This window comes from Streptomyces sp. DSM 116795 (genome assembly GCF_055792905.1).
In genome coordinates, this window is record NZ_CM147707.1 from 2,483,844 (window position 1) to 2,500,328 (window position 16,485).

At 70.4% G+C, this 16,485-nt stretch carries 14 protein-coding genes; 1 reads left to right on the forward strand and 13 read right to left on the reverse strand.

All coding sequences use genetic code 11. The features are described from left to right. Nucleotides 1–272: 272 nt before the first annotated feature. From ACSMXX_RS10480 to ACSMXX_RS10515, 8 genes are all read right to left on the reverse strand, one after another. Complete coding sequence (locus tag ACSMXX_RS10480; RefSeq protein WP_473183768.1) at nucleotides 273–1,181, reverse strand: DUF5936 domain-containing protein; 909 nt, start codon at nucleotides 1,179–1,181, stop codon at nucleotides 273–275. 10 nt (nucleotides 1,182–1,191) lie between these two features. Then, nucleotides 1,192–2,136, reverse strand: a complete 945-nt coding sequence (locus ACSMXX_RS10485; RefSeq protein WP_473183769.1) for a type II secretion system F family protein — start codon at nucleotides 2,134–2,136, stop codon at nucleotides 1,192–1,194. A 190-nt stretch (nucleotides 2,137–2,326) separates the two neighbouring features. Further along, nucleotides 2,327–3,679, reverse strand: coding sequence for a CpaF family protein (locus ACSMXX_RS10490; RefSeq protein ID WP_473183770.1), 1,353 nt, complete (start codon nucleotides 3,677–3,679; stop codon nucleotides 2,327–2,329). A gap of 31 nt (nucleotides 3,680–3,710) precedes the next feature. Continuing rightward, the gene (locus ACSMXX_RS10495) at nucleotides 3,711–4,118 is read right to left on the reverse strand and encodes a TadE family protein (RefSeq protein WP_473183771.1); all 408 of its coding nucleotides are present in this window, start codon (nucleotides 4,116–4,118) and stop codon (nucleotides 3,711–3,713) included. A 103-nt stretch (nucleotides 4,119–4,221) separates the two neighbouring features. Beyond that, on the reverse strand, nucleotides 4,222–6,366 hold the full coding sequence (locus ACSMXX_RS10500; protein ID WP_473183772.1) for a CpaE/TadZ family protein: 2,145 nt from the start codon (nucleotides 6,364–6,366) through the stop codon (nucleotides 4,222–4,224). Nucleotides 6,367–6,379: 13 nt separating this feature from the next. Then, nucleotides 6,380–7,111, reverse strand: coding sequence for a Flp pilus assembly protein CpaB (gene cpaB, locus ACSMXX_RS10505; RefSeq protein WP_473183773.1), 732 nt, complete (start codon nucleotides 7,109–7,111; stop codon nucleotides 6,380–6,382). 3 nt (nucleotides 7,112–7,114) lie between these two features. Next, nucleotides 7,115–8,245, reverse strand: a complete 1,131-nt coding sequence (locus ACSMXX_RS10510; RefSeq protein WP_473183774.1) for a hypothetical protein — start codon at nucleotides 8,243–8,245, stop codon at nucleotides 7,115–7,117. A gap of 303 nt (nucleotides 8,246–8,548) precedes the next feature. After that, nucleotides 8,549–9,901 carry an Nramp family divalent metal transporter gene (locus ACSMXX_RS10515; RefSeq protein WP_473183775.1) on the reverse strand — a complete coding sequence of 451 codons (1,353 nt, stop codon included), beginning with the start codon at nucleotides 9,899–9,901 and terminating at the stop codon, nucleotides 8,549–8,551. A gap of 206 nt (nucleotides 9,902–10,107) precedes the next feature. Between ACSMXX_RS10515 and ACSMXX_RS10520 the strand changes: the two genes are divergently transcribed. Further along, a complete protein-coding gene (locus ACSMXX_RS10520; protein ID WP_473183776.1) occupies nucleotides 10,108–11,148 on the forward strand; it encodes a chitinase in 1,041 nt (346 codons plus the stop codon). A 252-nt stretch (nucleotides 11,149–11,400) separates the two neighbouring features. Here ACSMXX_RS10520 and ACSMXX_RS10525 read toward each other — a convergent pair whose 3' ends face one another. From ACSMXX_RS10525 to ACSMXX_RS10545, 5 genes are all read right to left on the reverse strand, one after another. Further along, the gene (locus tag ACSMXX_RS10525; protein ID WP_473183777.1) at nucleotides 11,401–12,252 is read right to left on the reverse strand and encodes a S1 family peptidase; all 852 of its coding nucleotides are present in this window, start codon (nucleotides 12,250–12,252) and stop codon (nucleotides 11,401–11,403) included. A 227-nt stretch (nucleotides 12,253–12,479) separates the two neighbouring features. Further along, on the reverse strand, nucleotides 12,480–13,946 hold the full coding sequence (locus tag ACSMXX_RS10530) for a GntP family permease (protein WP_473183778.1): 1,467 nt from the start codon (nucleotides 13,944–13,946) through the stop codon (nucleotides 12,480–12,482). 143 nt (nucleotides 13,947–14,089) lie between these two features. Next, nucleotides 14,090–14,503 carry a RidA family protein gene (locus ACSMXX_RS10535; RefSeq protein ID WP_473183779.1) on the reverse strand — a complete coding sequence of 138 codons (414 nt, stop codon included), beginning with the start codon at nucleotides 14,501–14,503 and terminating at the stop codon, nucleotides 14,090–14,092. Beyond that, nucleotides 14,500–15,264 (reverse strand): IclR family transcriptional regulator, encoded by a 765-nt coding sequence (locus ACSMXX_RS10540; protein WP_473183780.1) that lies wholly within the window; start codon nucleotides 15,262–15,264, stop codon nucleotides 14,500–14,502. The genes ACSMXX_RS10535 and ACSMXX_RS10540 overlap by 4 nt, the downstream gene beginning before the upstream one ends. Beyond that, entirely contained in the window at nucleotides 15,261–16,439 is a 1,179-nt protein-coding gene (locus tag ACSMXX_RS10545) for a sugar kinase (protein WP_473183781.1), read from the reverse strand. The genes ACSMXX_RS10540 and ACSMXX_RS10545 overlap by 4 nt, the downstream gene beginning before the upstream one ends. Between the last annotated feature and the right edge of the window lie 46 nt (nucleotides 16,440–16,485).

Here is a 16,485-nt window from a genome sequence, read left to right on the forward strand (position 1 = left end):
GAGTTGGGGCGCGACGGCAGGCCCCGGGCCCGTCTGCTGTAGTTCTGCACAGTCCTGGCGCCCGTGAAACGGGCTGCCGCGGCGCGGCAGTCGGAAAGGGCGGTGACGAGCCGACGACCAGTCATTCCGGCTTCCCTTCCGCTGCGTCGCCCACCGTTGTTGTCCGGATGCAGACTGTGCCACATCGGCCGCCTCCGACGAAGGGGTCCGCGGAACGCGGGCGGAGTTTGGCGGAATCCGTTGTGGGACCGGGCAGTTGGGCCGTCATCACGTCACCCGTTCAGTACGGAACCGAAGTCGGTGTCCGAGCCGAGTACGAAGGTCGCCACGATCAGCAGCAGTGTCCCCGGCAGCAGGAAGGCGATCGTCGTCATCGTCGCCTTCGGCACGGTCTTGGCCGCCTGGCGGCGGGCGTTCTGCGCGTCCGTACGGCGCATGTCCGTGGCGATCTGGATGAGCGTGTCCGCGATGGGCGCGCCCAGTTCCTCGCCCTGCTGGAGAGCGGTGACGAACTGGTCGACCTGGTCGCTCTCGTTGCGCCTGCGCAGCTCGTCGAAGGCCGCACGGCGGCTGACGCCCAGGTCCATCTGCCGCAGCGTGATGCGCAGTTCGTCGGCCCACGGGCCCTCGTAGTGCTCGGCGACGCGCTCCATCGCCTGCCGGAAGCTGAGGCCCGCGGAGACGACGACGGCGAGTACGTCGAGGAAGTCGGGGAGGGTGCGCTCGATGACGCGCTTGCGGTCGCGGACGGCCTGCCGGATTCCGAGCTCCGCGGCTGTGAAGCCGAAGGCCAGCACGATGAACGCGAACAGCCAGCTGTCGGCGGCCAGTCCGACGACCGCCATGACGACGCCGAAGACCCCGTACGCGGCACGCCGTGCGGCGTAGCGGTGGATGGTGAGGCCGCCCGGGTTGCCCGCCCGGTCGATCTTGCGGCGCTTGGCGTTGACGCGCTCCTCGCCCATCAGCCGCAGCACGAGCGGTGCCAGTGGCATGCCGATGCGGTCGACGGCGGCCTCGCGGGCGGTCGTACGCGTGGCGCCGACCTCGAGCGCGACGGCGAGGTCGCTGGGCAGCTCGATGTGGGCGCGGTACATGCGGATGCCCGCGATGGCCCCGTACACGGCGAGGCCGGCGGCCGCGGCGAGGAGGAAGGGCAGGAAGGGCAGGAAAGCGCTCACGGTCTCCTCCTCAGATCTCGATCTTGCCGAGGCGGCGGATCACGAAGAAGCCCGCGGCGAAGAGGCCGACGGCTCCGATGATCGCGAGCTGACCGATCGCCGAGCCGGTGACGCGGGCGAGGGCGCCGGGCATCATCGAGTTCATCATCAGCATCGCGCCCAGGCCCAGTACGGGCACGGTGAAGGCCGTCGCGTTCACTTCGGCGAGCATGGTGCGCACCTCGCGGCGGGTCTCCTTGCGCTCCTCAAGGGTGTCGGTGAGGTTTCGCAGCGAGGCCACGAGCGTGCCGCCCGCCCGGTTGGCGAGCACCAACGTCGTGACGAGCACGACCAGTTCACGCGACGGCAGACGTTCGGCGAGTTCGTTCAGGGCGTCCTCGACGGATCGGCCGACGGCCAGCTGATTGTTGACGAGGGTGAGTTCCTCACCCGCCGGGGCCTCCAGCTCGTCCGCCGCCATGGCGAGCGCGGTACGCAGAGCGAGCCCGGCGGAGGTGGCGTTGGCGAGGATGCGGGACAGCTCGGGCAGCTGGTTGATGAACTGCTCGGTGCGGCGCTGCCGTTGGTGGCTCAGGAACGCCCCGGCGGCGAGCAGTACGAGGACCGCGGCGATCGGCCCGAAGAACGGGGCGAGCACCGAGGCGGCGACCAGCCACATGCCGGCGCCGACGACGCCGACGTAGACGGTGAACTCGCCGGGTGTGATGTCGAGTCCCGTCGCGGCCAGTCCGCTCTGCACGCGGTTTCCCAGCCGGGTGCCGCGCAGCCGCTTGTCGACGCCCGTGAAGGCGCGGCGGCGGCCCGGCGGCAGCTCACGGCCGGCCGCTTCGTCGGAGAGGCGCTCCAGAAATTCCTTGTTCTGCGCGCGTCCCGACGCGAACGCCATGACCGCGGCGACGGCGAGGGCGCCGGCCAGCAGGAAGGCGCCGAGCGCGAGTTGTGCGGTGGTGTCCATGGCGTGGTCCTGGGTCCCGTGGTCCGTCCTGGCTTCGGTGGTCGTACCGGCTGTGGTGCTCGTACCGGCTGTGGCTGTCGAACTGGCTGCGGTGCTCGTCCTGGCTGTGGCTGTCGAACTGGCTGCGGTGCTCGTACCGGCTGCGGTGTCCGTGTCGCCGGTGGGTCCCGGCTTCGTTCCGCGGACCCCTCTACACCGCCTCCCTCGTGGTCAGTTGGTCCGCGTCGTCCGCGACCCCGAAGACCGGCGGCACGGTCTCGCTCACCATGTGCAGCCGCTCGGCGGCACGCCGCGGTACGGGCAGATGCTCGAAGCTCCCGTGCACCTTGCCGTCCGCGGACATGGGCTCGGCGCCGAACCGGGAGACCGACGCGATGCGGAAGACCTCGCGGCCGTGCGAGGCGAGAAGGGAGATCTCCACGATCTTCCGTGAGCCGTCGGGGAAGCGCGCGAGCTGGATGATCACGTCCACCGCGGAGTTGATCTGGTCCTGGAGCGCCGCGAAGGGGATCTCGACCTCCGACATGGAGGCGAGGGTCTGCAGGCGCATCAGCGCGTCCTCCGCGCTGTTGGCGTGCACCGTCGCCAGTGAGCCGTCGTGCCCCGTCGACATGGCCTGCAGCATGTCGAGCGTCTCACCGCCGCGCACCTCGCCGACGATGATCCGGTCCGGCCGCATGCGCAGCGAGTTCCGTACGAGGTCGCGGACCGTGACCTGGCCCCTGCCCTCGACGTTGGGCGGCCTGGTCTCCAGCCGGATGATGTGCCGCTGCTGAAGCTGGAGTTCGGCCGCGTCCTCGACGGTGATGATGCGCTCGTGGTCCGGGATGAGCCCGGAGAGCGCGTTGAGCAGAGTGGTCTTGCCGCTGCCCGTGCCGCCGGAGACGATCACGTTGAAGCGCGCCCGGATGAAGCCCGACAGCAGCGCCACGATGTGCTCGTCGAGGGTGCCCAGCGCGATCAGTTCGTGCAGCGCGTACGCCCTGGGGAAGCGCCGGATGGTGAGCGTGGGGCCGGTCAGGGAGAGCGGCGGGACGATGACGTTGACGCGCTCGCCGGAGGGCAGACGGGCGTCGACCATCGGATTCGACTCGTCCACACGCCTGTTGACGGTCGAGACGATCCGCTCGATGGTCTGCATCAGCTGCTCTTCGGAGGCGAAGCGGACCGGCACCTGCTCGACGCGTCCCGACCGTTCGACGAAGACCTGATCCGGTCCGTTAACCATGATCTCCGTGATGGAGGCGTCCTCCAGCAGCGGTTCGAGCACACCGAGCCCGAGAGCCTCGTCGACGACGCGCCGGATGAGCAACTCCCGGTCGGCCGTGGACAGTACGGGCCCCTCACGGCTGACGATGTGCCCCAGTACGCGCTCCAGGCGGGCCCTGCGTTCATGCGAGGGAAGGGCGGACATCTCCGCGAGGTCTATCTCTTCGAGGAGCTTCGTGCGGTAGGCGGACACGAGGTGGGCGGTGCCGCCGTCGGCGGCAACCCCGTTGCGCGTCCGGGACTCTGGGGTGGTGATGCGGGCTCGCAGACTCAATTCCGGCCTCCTCTCCGTGTGTTCGCAGTGATCAGTCGCGCGGCATGGTCGCTGAGCGTGACGCGTCGCCGAAGTCGTCCACGCCGGGGACGACGGACGGAATGGTGACGGTGGTGGTCACCCTTACCTCGTCCTCTCCCCCGCCGAGGGCGAAACTGCTCCGGGAAGCCGTCCACTTGGACATGGCCGCCTTGCCCGAGGTCGCGTAGTCCTCGGCGATGTCCTCCTGGCTCGCGATGCGTGCGGCGGCGCGGGCCCCCGTACCGGCCTGCTGTACGGCGTAGCCGGCGACGCCGAGCTGGATCGCGGCCATGGCCACCAGCAGGAGCAGCGGCATCATCCCCGCCAACTCCAGGCTGGACGCGCCGCGTTCGCGCTCCGCTCCGCGTTCACGATCCGCTCCGCCCCGCAGGCATGCCCTTACTCGGGGGACCCGCATCGTGCGGCGTCGCCGAACCCTTGGTACCCGTGCCGCTTCCGTCCGTTCCGGTACCGGTCCCGTCCGTCTCCGCTGCGGGCGTCTCACGCGGCTCATGCGGCGCTCACCCCTCCTCCGCGGCGCCGGCCGTGCCGGTGACGCTGAACGGGAGCTTCCCCGCGCCGGGGAAGAGGACGGGTGCCGACAGGTCGACGTCCGCCTTCCACAGATGGCCGTCGAGGCTGCACTTGACCGCCGAGTTGTCCCGCCACTCGGCGGGCAGGTGCTTGGTCGCCGCCGACTCGCACGCGCCCTCCGCGTCGCCGGTCGAGGCGGCCGCGGTCGCGGCGCGCGCCGCCTCGTCGGCGGCGTTGCCGGCGAGCGAGAACGTGTATCCGACGAGTACGCACTGCCACAGGACCGCCAGAACCGCGAGCACGACGGGTGCCATTCCCGCGAACTCCAGGGTCACGGCGCCCCTTTCGCCCCAGACGCTCGTCTCGCCCTCGTCGTCGAGGTCGTCCACCGGCGGCGCCGCGGGCCGGCCCGGTATGCGTCCGACCTCGGGTCCGACCGGCCCCACGCGCGTACGGGTGTGGAAGGGGGCGGCGCTGTTGTGTTCCAGCGGGCTGCGGTGGTCGCGGTCACGGTGGTCCACGTCCGGGTCGCTGTGATCGGCTGCCCTCGGCTCGTCGTGGGAAGCACCCAGGGTGCGGCTCGACGCGCCGGGCGGCAGCGCCTGCCGGCCGGCCGCGTCCGCGCCGGTGCCCGCGCCGGTTCCCGCGCTGCCCGGCGCGTGCCGGGGACGAGGCGGGGTCCCTCCGGGGCCGGGACGTCCCGCCCCGGCGCGTGGCGCTCCCTGGCCTCCCGCCCCCGCCGCCTGTGCCTGCCTGCCCGTCTGCGCCTGCGTGCCCGCCTGCCCGCCGGCGGCCCCGCGCGACGCCGTGCCCGACTCCCCGCCCGGCGGCAGCGCGCGTCCGCCCGGACCGGATCCCGTCGGAGGCAGCACCTGCTTGGGCTGTCCCGCCTGTCCCTTCGCGGCCCTGGCGCCCCTGCCACCGCCCTTGCTGTGCCTGCCGGTGCCGCTCGACACCTCCGCCGCCGTGCTCAGCCCCAGCTCGCCGGCGAAGGACCACAGGGCCTGCTTGACCGCGCTTCTGGCGTCGACGTCCTGGATGCGCCCTGCGTCCACGGCGCTCTGAAGTTCCTTGTAGTTGGCGGGAATCGTCGTCCCGGCCACGGGTGTCCCGACGATACGGGCGATCAGCGGCGGCTGGATCTCCGTGAGCTTCGAGGTGCGGTTGACGAGGGTGACGGTCTCCTCCGCCTTGCGGATCTGCAGCCGGTCCCACATCCGGACCATGCGCTTGGCGGCCCGTACGGCCACCACGTCCGGCGTCGTCACCAGCACCGCGCTGTCGGACGTCTCGATCGCGGCGGCGTTGGCGGCGTTGAGCTGGGTGCCGCAGTCGATGACGACGATGTCGTAGCGGGCCCTGAGCGCGGCGATGATCTGACGGGCCGCACGGTCGTCGACCTCCTCGCCCCGCTCGCCCTCGCCCGGGGCGAGGAGCAGGCCGAGCCCCGACTCGTGCGCGAAGAGCGCGTCCTGGAGCACCCGCGCGGAGATGTCGGCGATGCCCGCGAGGTCGGCCGCCGAACGCCGGAACTGCACGTCCAGATACGAGGAGACGTCCCCGGACTGCAGATCCATGTCCACCAGAGCCGTGCCGCGCCCCGACGCCTGTGCCGCGAGGGCCAGTTGGACAGCGGTCAGCGTCGTACCGACACCGCCCTTGGCACCCGTGACGGCGACGACGGTGCCGCCCGGACCCGCCGTCTCGTCCGGAATGCCGCCCAGATGCTTCCGTACGCCCACCGCCCACGACGCCGCAGCGCCCACCCGCGCGGCGAGATCGTCATAGCTCAGAGGAAGCCCGAGAACGCCGCGCGCCCCGGCGTCCATCGCCGCCGAGTAGAGCGGCTGGCTGGTGTCGCGCGTGATGAGTACGACGCCGACGGCCGGGAAGCGGAGCGCGATCTCACGGATCAGCTCCAGCGCCGGCATCGGACGGATGAGTTCGTGGACGAGCACGACCTCGGGCAGGTCCGCCACGGTGCCTTCCGCCAACCGCGCGAGGGAGTCCAGCAGTTGGGTGGAGTCGACGGCGGCCGGTACCGGCTCGCTGTCGGGCAGCTGACTGAGCAGACCGCCGACCGACCTGGCTGCCTCCGGGTCGCTTACGGCTGGCTGAATGCGGGTGACCATGGGCTGACCTGCCTCACTTGTCCCCGTCGAGCGTGTACGTGCGGTCGCTCTCGGGGATGTCGTTGCCGTCGCCGGGAGCCACGAGGGCGAGCCGGACGTGCTCCGCGAAGGACTCCGCGTAGGCGACGCGCTGCGCGTCCACCGTGGAGAGGGCGAAGGTGATCGGGACGCCGTCCCGTTCGTTCAGCCGGGTGCGCTCGTCCTGGCCGGAGTTCTCCTTGAACGGGGTCAGTTTCCCGACGTCGATGACCTCGGCCTCGCTGACGATGACCTTCGACTGATTCGGTGTCTTGCCCTTGCCGGCCGCCTGCTGATCGCCCTCGAAGGTGGCGAAGATGTTGACGCGGCTGCCCGGGTTGATCTTGCCGGCGACGCCCGTCTCGGCGTCGATCATGATGGCGATCTCCTGCTGGCCCGGCTTGAGTTCGGGCCGGTCGTCGATCATGTCCGTCTGCAGCAACGATCCCTTGCGGAGCTCGTTGGTGGCGACCTTGCCGCGCACCTCGCCGAGATCGGTGACCGCGGTGTCCGGCAGCCAGCGCTCCGGCACGGACACCTTGTCGAACTGCCCCGCGCTCAGGGACTTGTACGGCGGAACGTCCGCCTTCAGCTTGTACGCCGTCTTCTCGGGGCCGACCTTCGACTCCACGTCACGTATGAACGCCAGCACGCCCCCGAACGCCGCCAGGGCACACAGGACGGAGACGACCAGCAGGATGACGCCACGGCGCTGGCGTGAATTCATGGACTACAGACCTCGGGGATCGGCGACAACGGCGTGACTGGACTGCGGTTCGGATCGTGCGGCGGCGGCCTGTTTCTGCGCCGCCGCGGCGTGCTTCTGCTTGAGGAACGCGCCGAGCCCCGCGCCGCCCCTGGCGGGGGCGTCCGCACGGTCACCGGCGCCGTCCTTGCCGGAGCCGGGCGCGGAACCGCCGGAGCCGGAATCACCGGAACCGGAAGCGATGCGGGAAGTGAGAGCGGAGCCGGAGCGGCTGCGGGCCGGAGCCGGGCGCAGAGCCGCGGCCTTGCGCGAGCCGGACCCGAGTGGGGCCGGGGCCGCGCAGAACGCGCAGCGGTCCCCGATGAGTTCGAGGCCGCACCAGTGGCACTCGTCCCGCCGTACGGAGGAGACGAGCCGGTAGAGCACCGACACGTCGGGGATCGCGGCCGCGAACTCGATGAGCTTGCCGGTCCCCCACCAGCGTGCCGACTCCGCGGGCAGATACGCCTCCTGCACCTGGCCGACGCGCCACTGCGGAGCCAGCAGGCCGGTGACCCAGTCGGAGTTGAGCTGGCCGTCGGCGTAGGTGAGATGCGTGGGGAACTGCGGCCCCGTGAGAGCGGCCCGGGCCACGCCGCGGGCACCGCTGTCGGTACGGACGAGCTGCGGAGTGGGCGTCGCCAGCACCGCGAACTGCGCCTTGGGATTCCAGGACCTGGCGTGCTCGGTGTAGGAGACCGGCAGGTGATCGAGCTTCGCCACGGAACTCAGCAGCGCACCCGCGTAGATGTAGTGCGCAAGGAGGCGTACGGATGCGCCGAGCACGCCGGGGCTGAACTCGCACAGCGACAGCTGCCTCAACTGCCGTACGAGGACACCCGTGCCCAGCGGCGGCAGTGCCGTCGGCATCAGCGCGATCCGGTCGGTCTCCAGGACGGAACGGATGGCATGGAGCCTGTGCACGAAGGACTTCGGCAGCGTCGTGGGATGGACGACGATCATGTGGCCGTGCTGTTCGAGCAGTCGCTGCGTCTGGGCGAGCGCCACGTCGAACGGCTGCTCGTCCGGCGGCTGGAAGACGTGCGCACGCGGCGTGTGCCGGTCGGGCGGGGGCAGCATGTGGCTGTGGCTGGTGACTGCTATCGCAGTGGTCATCCCCGCCCCCGAGCGCTCTGTGCCGGGCCCGCGGCCCAGGTACCCGATCGTCATCTTGATCTGACGACACCACACCTTACGGGCGGAGCCCAGACCTCGGAACAGCTTCTGCCCCGGCCGCTCCCCTGCCATACCCCGCCCTGCCCGTCAGTCAATCGGGCAAAGGGGAGTTAGGGCCTATTCCGAAGTCCCGTCTGCGGGGCCCGCCCGCCCTAACGGGCGGACGACGCTACTTCGAAACAGGCCCTGCTGGCGCGGTGGCCGGCCGCGCCGGCGGCGGGAGCGCGCCGGGGCTTCGTCGTCCTACCAGGGAATCTCCCTGACCTGCTGCACGCACAGCACGATGAAGAGCATCCCGGAGACGAAGAGCATCACGTTGCTGAGAATGCCGTTGCGCCATTCACGCGGTGTACGGCTGGTGTTGAGCAGCCAGATGAGGGTGAGCGCGAGGAACGGCATGAAGAACGCGCCCAGCACGCCGTATGCGACGACCAGACCGAAGGGCTGCTCCAGCCAGAGCAGCGTCATCGGCGGGAAGGTCAGCCACAGCAGATACGCGCGGAAGGGCAGCGAACGCTCGCGCTGACCGCCGGCCACCGCCGCCACCGCCTGGTCACCGCTGTCCTCGCCGCCTTCCTCGCCGGCCTTGCGGGCGGCGCGCAGCCGCTCGACGAAGTCGGCGAACATCAGGCTCACGCCCTGCCACACGCCGATCAGGGACGTGAAGGAGGTGGCGAAGAAGCCGACGAGGAAGAGCGTGGAGGTGAAGGCGCCGAACCGGTCCTCGAGGACCTTGTCGAGGTCGGCGAGGCCCTTGTCGCCCTCGGCGATCGCGATGTTCGTGGAGTGCAGCAGCTCCGCTCCGACGATCAGCATCGCGACGACGAAGATGCCGGTGGTGACGTAGGCGACGCGGTTGTCGAGCCGCATCATCTTCATCCAGCCGCTGTCCGTCCAGCCCTTGGCGTTCACCCAGTACCCGTACGCCGCCATCGTGATGGTGCCGCCGACGCCGCCGATGAGGCCGAGGGTGTAGAAGACCGAGCCGTCCGGCAGGACCGGGAGGAGCCCGGCGAAGCTGGCGCCGATGTCGGGCGAGACGAGGATCGCCACGTAGACGACGACCACGAACATGATGCCGACCATCACCGTCATGACCTTCTCGAAGACGGCGTAGCGGTTGAACCAGACGAAGACGAGGCCGACGAGGCCGGTGATGATCGCCCATCCCTTGAGGTCGAGAACGCCCGGGAAGAGCGCCTCCAGGGGGAGCCCGGAGGAGGACATCGCGGTGCCGCCGTAGACGAATCCCCAGACGACGACGTATATCGCGAAGTAGACGGTGGTCCAGGGGCCGAGCGAGCGCCACCCGTCGAAGATGGTGCGGCCGGTGGCCAGGTGAAAGCGGCCGGTGGCCTCGGCGAGCGCGATCTTGACGATGCAGCCGATGACCGCCGCCCACATGAGCGTGTAGCCGAACTTGCTGCCCGCGATGAGCGTGGCGACCAGGTCACCGGCGCCGACGCCGGTCGCCGCGACGACGATGCCCGGCCCGACCAGCTTCCAGCTCGCCTTCCGTACGGGCGGCCGGTACTCCTCGCTGGAAGAGGGGGCCGGGGTCCCGGCCCCGCTCTGCTTGTTGTCCTCGGTTGCCATCTCTGACCGCCTTCACACTCGTCCCCTCAAGAGGTCCTGCCCGGCGCATCCAATCCCCCGAAGACGATCAATACAAGGCCCAGGACGACTGTCAAAGGTCTTGACAACCAGATTGGTCTGGACCATGTTGTCACCGAAGCGCAGGGCCCCGCGCACCACACTCAGCACCTTCCCTCCCCCCATCTCCCCCCACCCCGGAGGCAGTTGTGGCACGCGCAAGATTCCTGTCCCACCTACGCACGCGTCCGCGCGTCCTCGCCGCGGTCACAGCAGCGGCACTGACGATCTGCGGACTGATCACGGCCGGCACGGCGAACGCCGGCCCGGCACCTTCCCAGGACACCGGCCGCGCCGTGGGCGCCTCGGCGGTCCCCGCCCACGCCGTGACCGGCTACTGGCAGAACTTCGACAACGGAGCGGCCAAACAGAAGCTCTCCGATGTGCCGGACGACTACGACATCGTCGCCGTGGCCTTCGCCGACGCCACGGGCACACCCGGCCAGGTCGACTTCAAGCTGGACCCGGCGACGGGCTACGGCTCCGAGGACGACTTCAAGGCCGACATCAAGGCCAAGCACGACGCGGGCAAGTCGGTGATCGTCTCGGTGGGCGGCGAGAAGGGCGCCGTCAGCGTCGCCGACGACGCCTCGGCCTCGGCCTTCGCCGACAGCATCGTCTCGCTCATGGACGAGTACGGCTTCGACGGAGTCGACATCGACCTGGAGAACGGCCTCAACTCGACGTATATGAGCAAGGCCCTGGACACCATCCACAGCGAGAAGAGCGACGTCGTGGTGACGATGGCCCCGCAGACCATCGACATGCAGTCGACGTCGAACGAGTACTTCAAGACCGCGCTGAACATCAAGGACTACCTGACGGTCGTCAACATGCAGTACTACAACAGCGGTTCGATGAACGGCTGCGACGGCAAGACCTACGCGCAGGGCAGCGTCGACTTCCTCACCGCCCTCGCCTGCATCCAGCTCGAAGGCGGTCTCGACGCCTCGCAGGTCGGCATCGGCACCCCGGCCTCCTCCAGCGCCGCGGGCTCGGGCCACGTCGAGCCCGGCGTGGTGACGGACGCCCTGGACTGCCTGGCCAAGGGCACCAACTGCGGGAGCTTCAAGCCCGACAAGACCTACCCCGGCATCCGCGGCGCGATGACCTGGTCCACCAACTGGGACGCCTCGAACGGCAACAGCTGGTCCGGCAAGGTCGGTCCGCACGTGGACGCGCTGCCGTAGGTCCCGCCTCCCCCGGCGCACCCTTGCGCCTCCCGGCTGCTGCGGGGTGTCCCCCACCTCCCCGTACGCACGCGACGCCCCCGGACGACAGTGTCCGGGGGCGTCGCTCGTCCTGAGCCCCTGAGCCGCATGCGGGAGTCGGAGCAGTGGTGCCGCCGGGCCGGCGCCGTGGTGCCGCCGCACCACGCCGCCGGCCGGCAGCTGCCGGGCTCCGAGTGCGGCCCGACGTTCAGGGCCTGGCCGGCCGGTCCGCTACGGCTTCGGCAGCTTGCAGTCCGGCAGGCTCAGGTCGACCTTGTTGCCCGCGGCGATGCAGCTGGTGAGGGTGTGCGTCTGCTGTCCGTACGCGATGCCCTCGTGGACGGTGACCTTGCCGTTCTCGTCCACCTCGCACGGGTTGTTGAGGGTGCACTCCTCGCCGTTCTCGTTACGGGTGTTGTTGATCCCGACGATCTTCCCGGTGGAGTCGTCGACGACCGGGGAGCCCGACGTGCCGCCCTTGGTCTCGCACTCCTTGGTGTAGCGGAGCGAGTCCTTCATGGTCCAGCCGTCCTCGCGCAGCTCAGGCACGAAGGCGTCGATCGAGCAGCTGAACGTCTCCTTCCAGTAACCGGAGACGACGGTGATGGCGGTGCCCTCCTTGGGGTGCTCGGCCTGCACCTCCAGCGGGTCGATGCCCGTGTCCTTCTTGATCTCCTCGTACGTGGAGTCGAGTTCGTAGAGGGAGACGTCGGTGTCCGTCATCGTCCCGTAGGCGATCTTCGAGGACTTCAGCGTGCCCGCGTCGCCGCCGCCGGCGTCGAGGAGCGTGAAGCTGCGCGACGAGGGCTGGTCGACGACGACCTTGCCCGGCTCCGGCATGCCTTCCTCCAGGCAGTGCCCGTTCGAGAGCACCAGCCCCGGGTCGGATGCCTTGGAACCGGGCATCTTCACCAGCGAGCCCGAACAGTTGCTGAGCGCGACCGTGCCCGCGAAGTCCGGGGCGGCGGCGGCCTCGGGCGCCGCCGGGGCTTCCGCGGCGGACGCGGGTGCCGCGGCGATCCCGGTGACGGCGGCCGCTCCGAAGAAGGCCGTTGCCAAGGCGCCGGCGAGAGGTCTCTTCATGGTGGGGGGTTCCTCTCCTTCACCGAATCTCGTGAATGTGATTCGTCGGGGGTGACGCCGTGCATTCTTGGCCTTAAGCGGCACCCCCACAAGACCCCAACAGCGCCCCCAGAAACGGAAGATGGCATTCCGTCGGGGGCGCGCGGGCTCCGGGAGAGAGACGGGTTGTGCCGGCCGGCCCGTACGCCGGAGCGGCCGGCACGCACCCGTCGCACGGGCAGGTCCGGCTATACGAACGGGCTGATCACGGCCGCCACGGCGAAGCCCACCACCGACAGGACGGACTCCAGGACCGTCCACGACTTCAGCGTGTCCCGCTCCGAGATGCCGAAGTACTTCGAGACGATCCAGAATCCGCCGTCGTTGACGTGCGAGGCGAAGATGGAGCCCGCCGAGATCGCCATGATGACCAGCGCGATGTGCGGCTGCGAGTAGTCGCCGGCGGACAGCAGCGGCGCCACGATTCCCGCCGTGGTGACGATCGCGACGGTCGCCGAGCCCTGCGCGACGCGCAGCACCAGCGAGAGCAGATACGACAGGACGATGACGGGCAGCCCCGCGTCCCCGAACGTGTCCGACAGCGCCTGCGCGACACCGCTGCCGTCCAGCACCGCGCCGAAGACGCCGCCCGCGCCCACGACGAGCAGGATGTTGCCGATCGGCTTGAGCGAGGCGGTCGAGACCGTCTCCAGCGACTGACGCGACCAGCCGCGCCGCAGGCCGAGCAGCCAGTACGCCAGCAGCAGCGCGATCGTCAGCGCCACGAAGGGGTGCCCGAAGAACTCGATGACGGAGCGGAGCGTCGAGGGGTCGAGCGCGATGGACGAGAACGTCGCCAGCAGGATCAGCACCAGCGGGGTGCCGATGATGCCGAGCACGACGGCCAGCGAGACGGGCCGCTCCGCGGAGACCCCCGCCGCCTTCTGCTCCGCCGCGACGGCCGCCTTGGCCTCCTCGGCCGCCTCGACCATGTCGTGCGGCACCTCGACGAAGAGGCGGTTGCCGATCCAGGCCGCGTACGCCCAGGCCGCCAGCACGGCGGGGATACCGGTGACGATGCCCATCAGGATGATCCAGCCGAGGTCGACCTTCAGCAGCCCTGCCGCGGCGACCGGACCGGGGTGGGGCGGCAGGAACGCGTGCGTCATCGACAGACCGGCGAGCAGCGGCATCGAGTAGAGGATGATCGATTTGCCGGAGCGCTTGGCCGCGGCGTAGACGATCGGCGCGAGGACGAAGATGCCGACGTCGAAGAAGACCGGGATACCGAAGATGAGGCCCGTCAGGCCCATGGCCAGCGGTGCGCGCTTCTCCCCGAAGAGGGCCAGCAGACGGCTGGAGAGCGCCTCGGCGCCACCGCTGACCTCGAGTATCGCCCCCAGCATCGTGCCGAGCCCGATGATGATTGCGACGTGGCCGAGGATGCCGCCCATGCCGTCCTCGATGAGGGAGACCGCCTCGGACTTCTGCACTGTGCCGAAGAGTTCGGTCACCGAGAGCCCGGCTGCCAGACCGACGCCTATGGAGACGCCCAGCAGCGCCACGAACGGCTGCACCCGGAGCTTGATGATGAGGAAGAGCAGCAGCAGGATTCCCAGGGCGGCGACGATCAGCAGCCCGGGGGTGCCGCCTATGAGGGCGAGCAGACCGCCGGTCTGTGCTGGCGCCTTCTCGGGCGCGGATGCGAGCAGCATGGTGGTGGACCTCGGGGATTCTGTGTCAACAGATCGGATCTGATGGGGAGTTCGGACATGCAGGGGGTGTGCGCGGAGCCCCTTCGGGCCCCGTGCACCGCTAAGGAGGCGCGGGCTGGGCGCACTTCGGCCGGTGCCGGGCTTCAGCCCAGTACGGCGAGCGCGTCGATCTCGACGAGCAGCCCGGCCGGCAGGCCGACGTAGACGGTCGTACGGGCCGCGGGGGCCTCGGTGAGGTCCGCGAAGAACTCGTTGTAGATCTCGTTGAGTTCGGGGAAGTGCGCGGTGTCGGTGAGATAGACGCGGATCATCACCACGTCCTCCCAGCTCGCCCCGCCCTCCTGGAGCACGGCCTCGACGTTGGCGAGCGTGCGCAGCGTCTGCTCGCGCAGCCCCGGCCCGACGGGCGTGGGCGCCTGGCCCGGGACGGCCGGGCCGAAGCCGACCTGCCCCGAGACCTGAAGGATGTTGCCCTTGCGCACGCCGTGCGAGAACTTCGCGGGCGGAGTGGTGTGGGTGGAGGGCGTGAGAGCCGTCTTGGTCTGCTTCTCGCTCATGACTGCTGTTCCTTGTCTGGGGTTCTTCCGGAGTACTCGTCGCTGATCGCGTCGGCGGTGCGCCGCACCAGCGGCAGGAGGGTGAGGAGTTCGTCCGCGCTGACGACGACGTTCGGGGCCGATACGGACATGGCGGCGACGGCCCGCCCGTCCGGTCCGCGCACCGGGGCGCCGACGCAGTTGATGGACTCCTCGTGGCCGCCCAGGTCGGTGGCCCATCCCTGTTCGCGCACCTTCGCCAGCTCGGCGAGGAAGGACGCGGGGTCGGTGATCGAACGGGCCGTGTAGCGGGGGTAGTTCAGCCGCTGCGCGACCGCCCGCCGCTCCGGCTCGGGCAGATCGGCGAGCAGCAGCTTGGCGACCGCGGCGACCGTGATCGCGACGGGCTTGCCGATGCGCGAGTACATCCGTACCGGGTAGCGGCTCTCCACCTTGTCGATGTAGAGGACTTCGTCCTCCTCGTGTACGGCGAGATGGACGGTGTGCCCGGTCTGCGCGTTCAGCTCCACCAGGTGGGGATGCGCTATCTCCCGTACGTCCAGGTTCTCCACGGCCTGCTGGGCGAGTGCGAAGAGCCGCGTGCCCAGCCGGTAGCGCTGGTCGGGCTGGCGGTGGACGATGCCGTGCTCGTGGAGCGTACGCAGGAGCCGCAGCGCGGTGGACTTGTGCACCCCGAGCCGGCCCGCGACCTGCTCCAGGTTGGCGGGTCCCTCTGCGAGCAGGGGCAGAATGCTCAATGCTCGGTCGACGGTCTGGCTCATGTTGCGTTCGCCTTCTGTGTGTTCCACCCGGGGCCGAGGCGCAGTCTTCCCCACGCCTCGTCGTCCAGGGCGGCGAGCCGGTCCGCGACCTCGCGCGACGGCGGCTCCGCGAGGTCACCGGGCACGGTGAGAGCGGCCGCGGCGGTTAGATGCCCGTGCCGCAGCCGCTCCCGTACGGGCAGCCCGCGGAGCGTCGCGGAGAGGAAACCGGCGGCGAACCCGTCGCCGGCACCCACGGCGCCCGCGACGTCGATGCGCAGGGCGGGCACGGTGTGGACGGTGTCGCCCGCGTCACCGGGACCTTCGCCGGGACCTTCGCCGGGACCGCCACCCTGACCGCCACCGGGACCGCCGCCCTGACTGCCGCCGTCCCCGCGTACGAATGCCGTCGCTCCCGTCCCGCCCTGCTTGACGACGAGGACGGCAGGCCCGGGCAGCAGCTCCCTGAGCGCGTACGGGCCGCCGGTGACGCCCCAGGCCGCCGCTGCCTCGTCCTCGCCGACGAAGACGAGGTCGCAGCCGGCGGCGAGTTCGAGCAGCACGCCGGGCCCGGGAGCGGGGTCGCCCTCGGCCCGGGCCCACAGGCCGACGCGGTAGTTCACGTCGAAGGAGACCAGCGGACGGTCCGCGCGCGGGCCGGTGAGCAGGCGCATCAGCTCCAGGCACTCCGGGGAGAGCGCCGCCGTGATGCCTGTGACGTGCAGCACGGTGGCGTCGTCGACGGCAGCGAGGTCCACGGTGTGCGGCGACATGGCGGACGCGGCGGATCCGGCGCGGTAGTAGACGACTTCGGCGGTGCCGGAAGTGCCGGCGGCGGGCGCAGCGCCCGCGCCGCCCACGGACTCGTCGGGGCCGTCGAGGGTGGTGGGGCGCTCGCCCTCCGTACGGAAGTAGATGCCCGTGGGGCGCCTCGCGTCCCGTCCGACAATTCCGACATCCACCCCGCGTGCGGCGACCGCCTCCACCAGGTGGTCGCCGAATCCGTCGGCACCGACCCGGCTGACCCAGCGCACGGAGTGCCCCGAACCGGCAAGCGCGCAGGCCACGTTGGACTCGGCGCCGCCGATGGCCCGCTCGAAGGACGGTACGTCCGCGAGCCGTCCGGCCCGCGAGGGCAGGAACGTGACCATGGATTCGCCGAGGCAGACGACGTCGGTGCGTGCCACTGTCCGCATCCGCTCCTCATCGATTGACGGGTGTTCGGCGGGATGCTAAACAGCT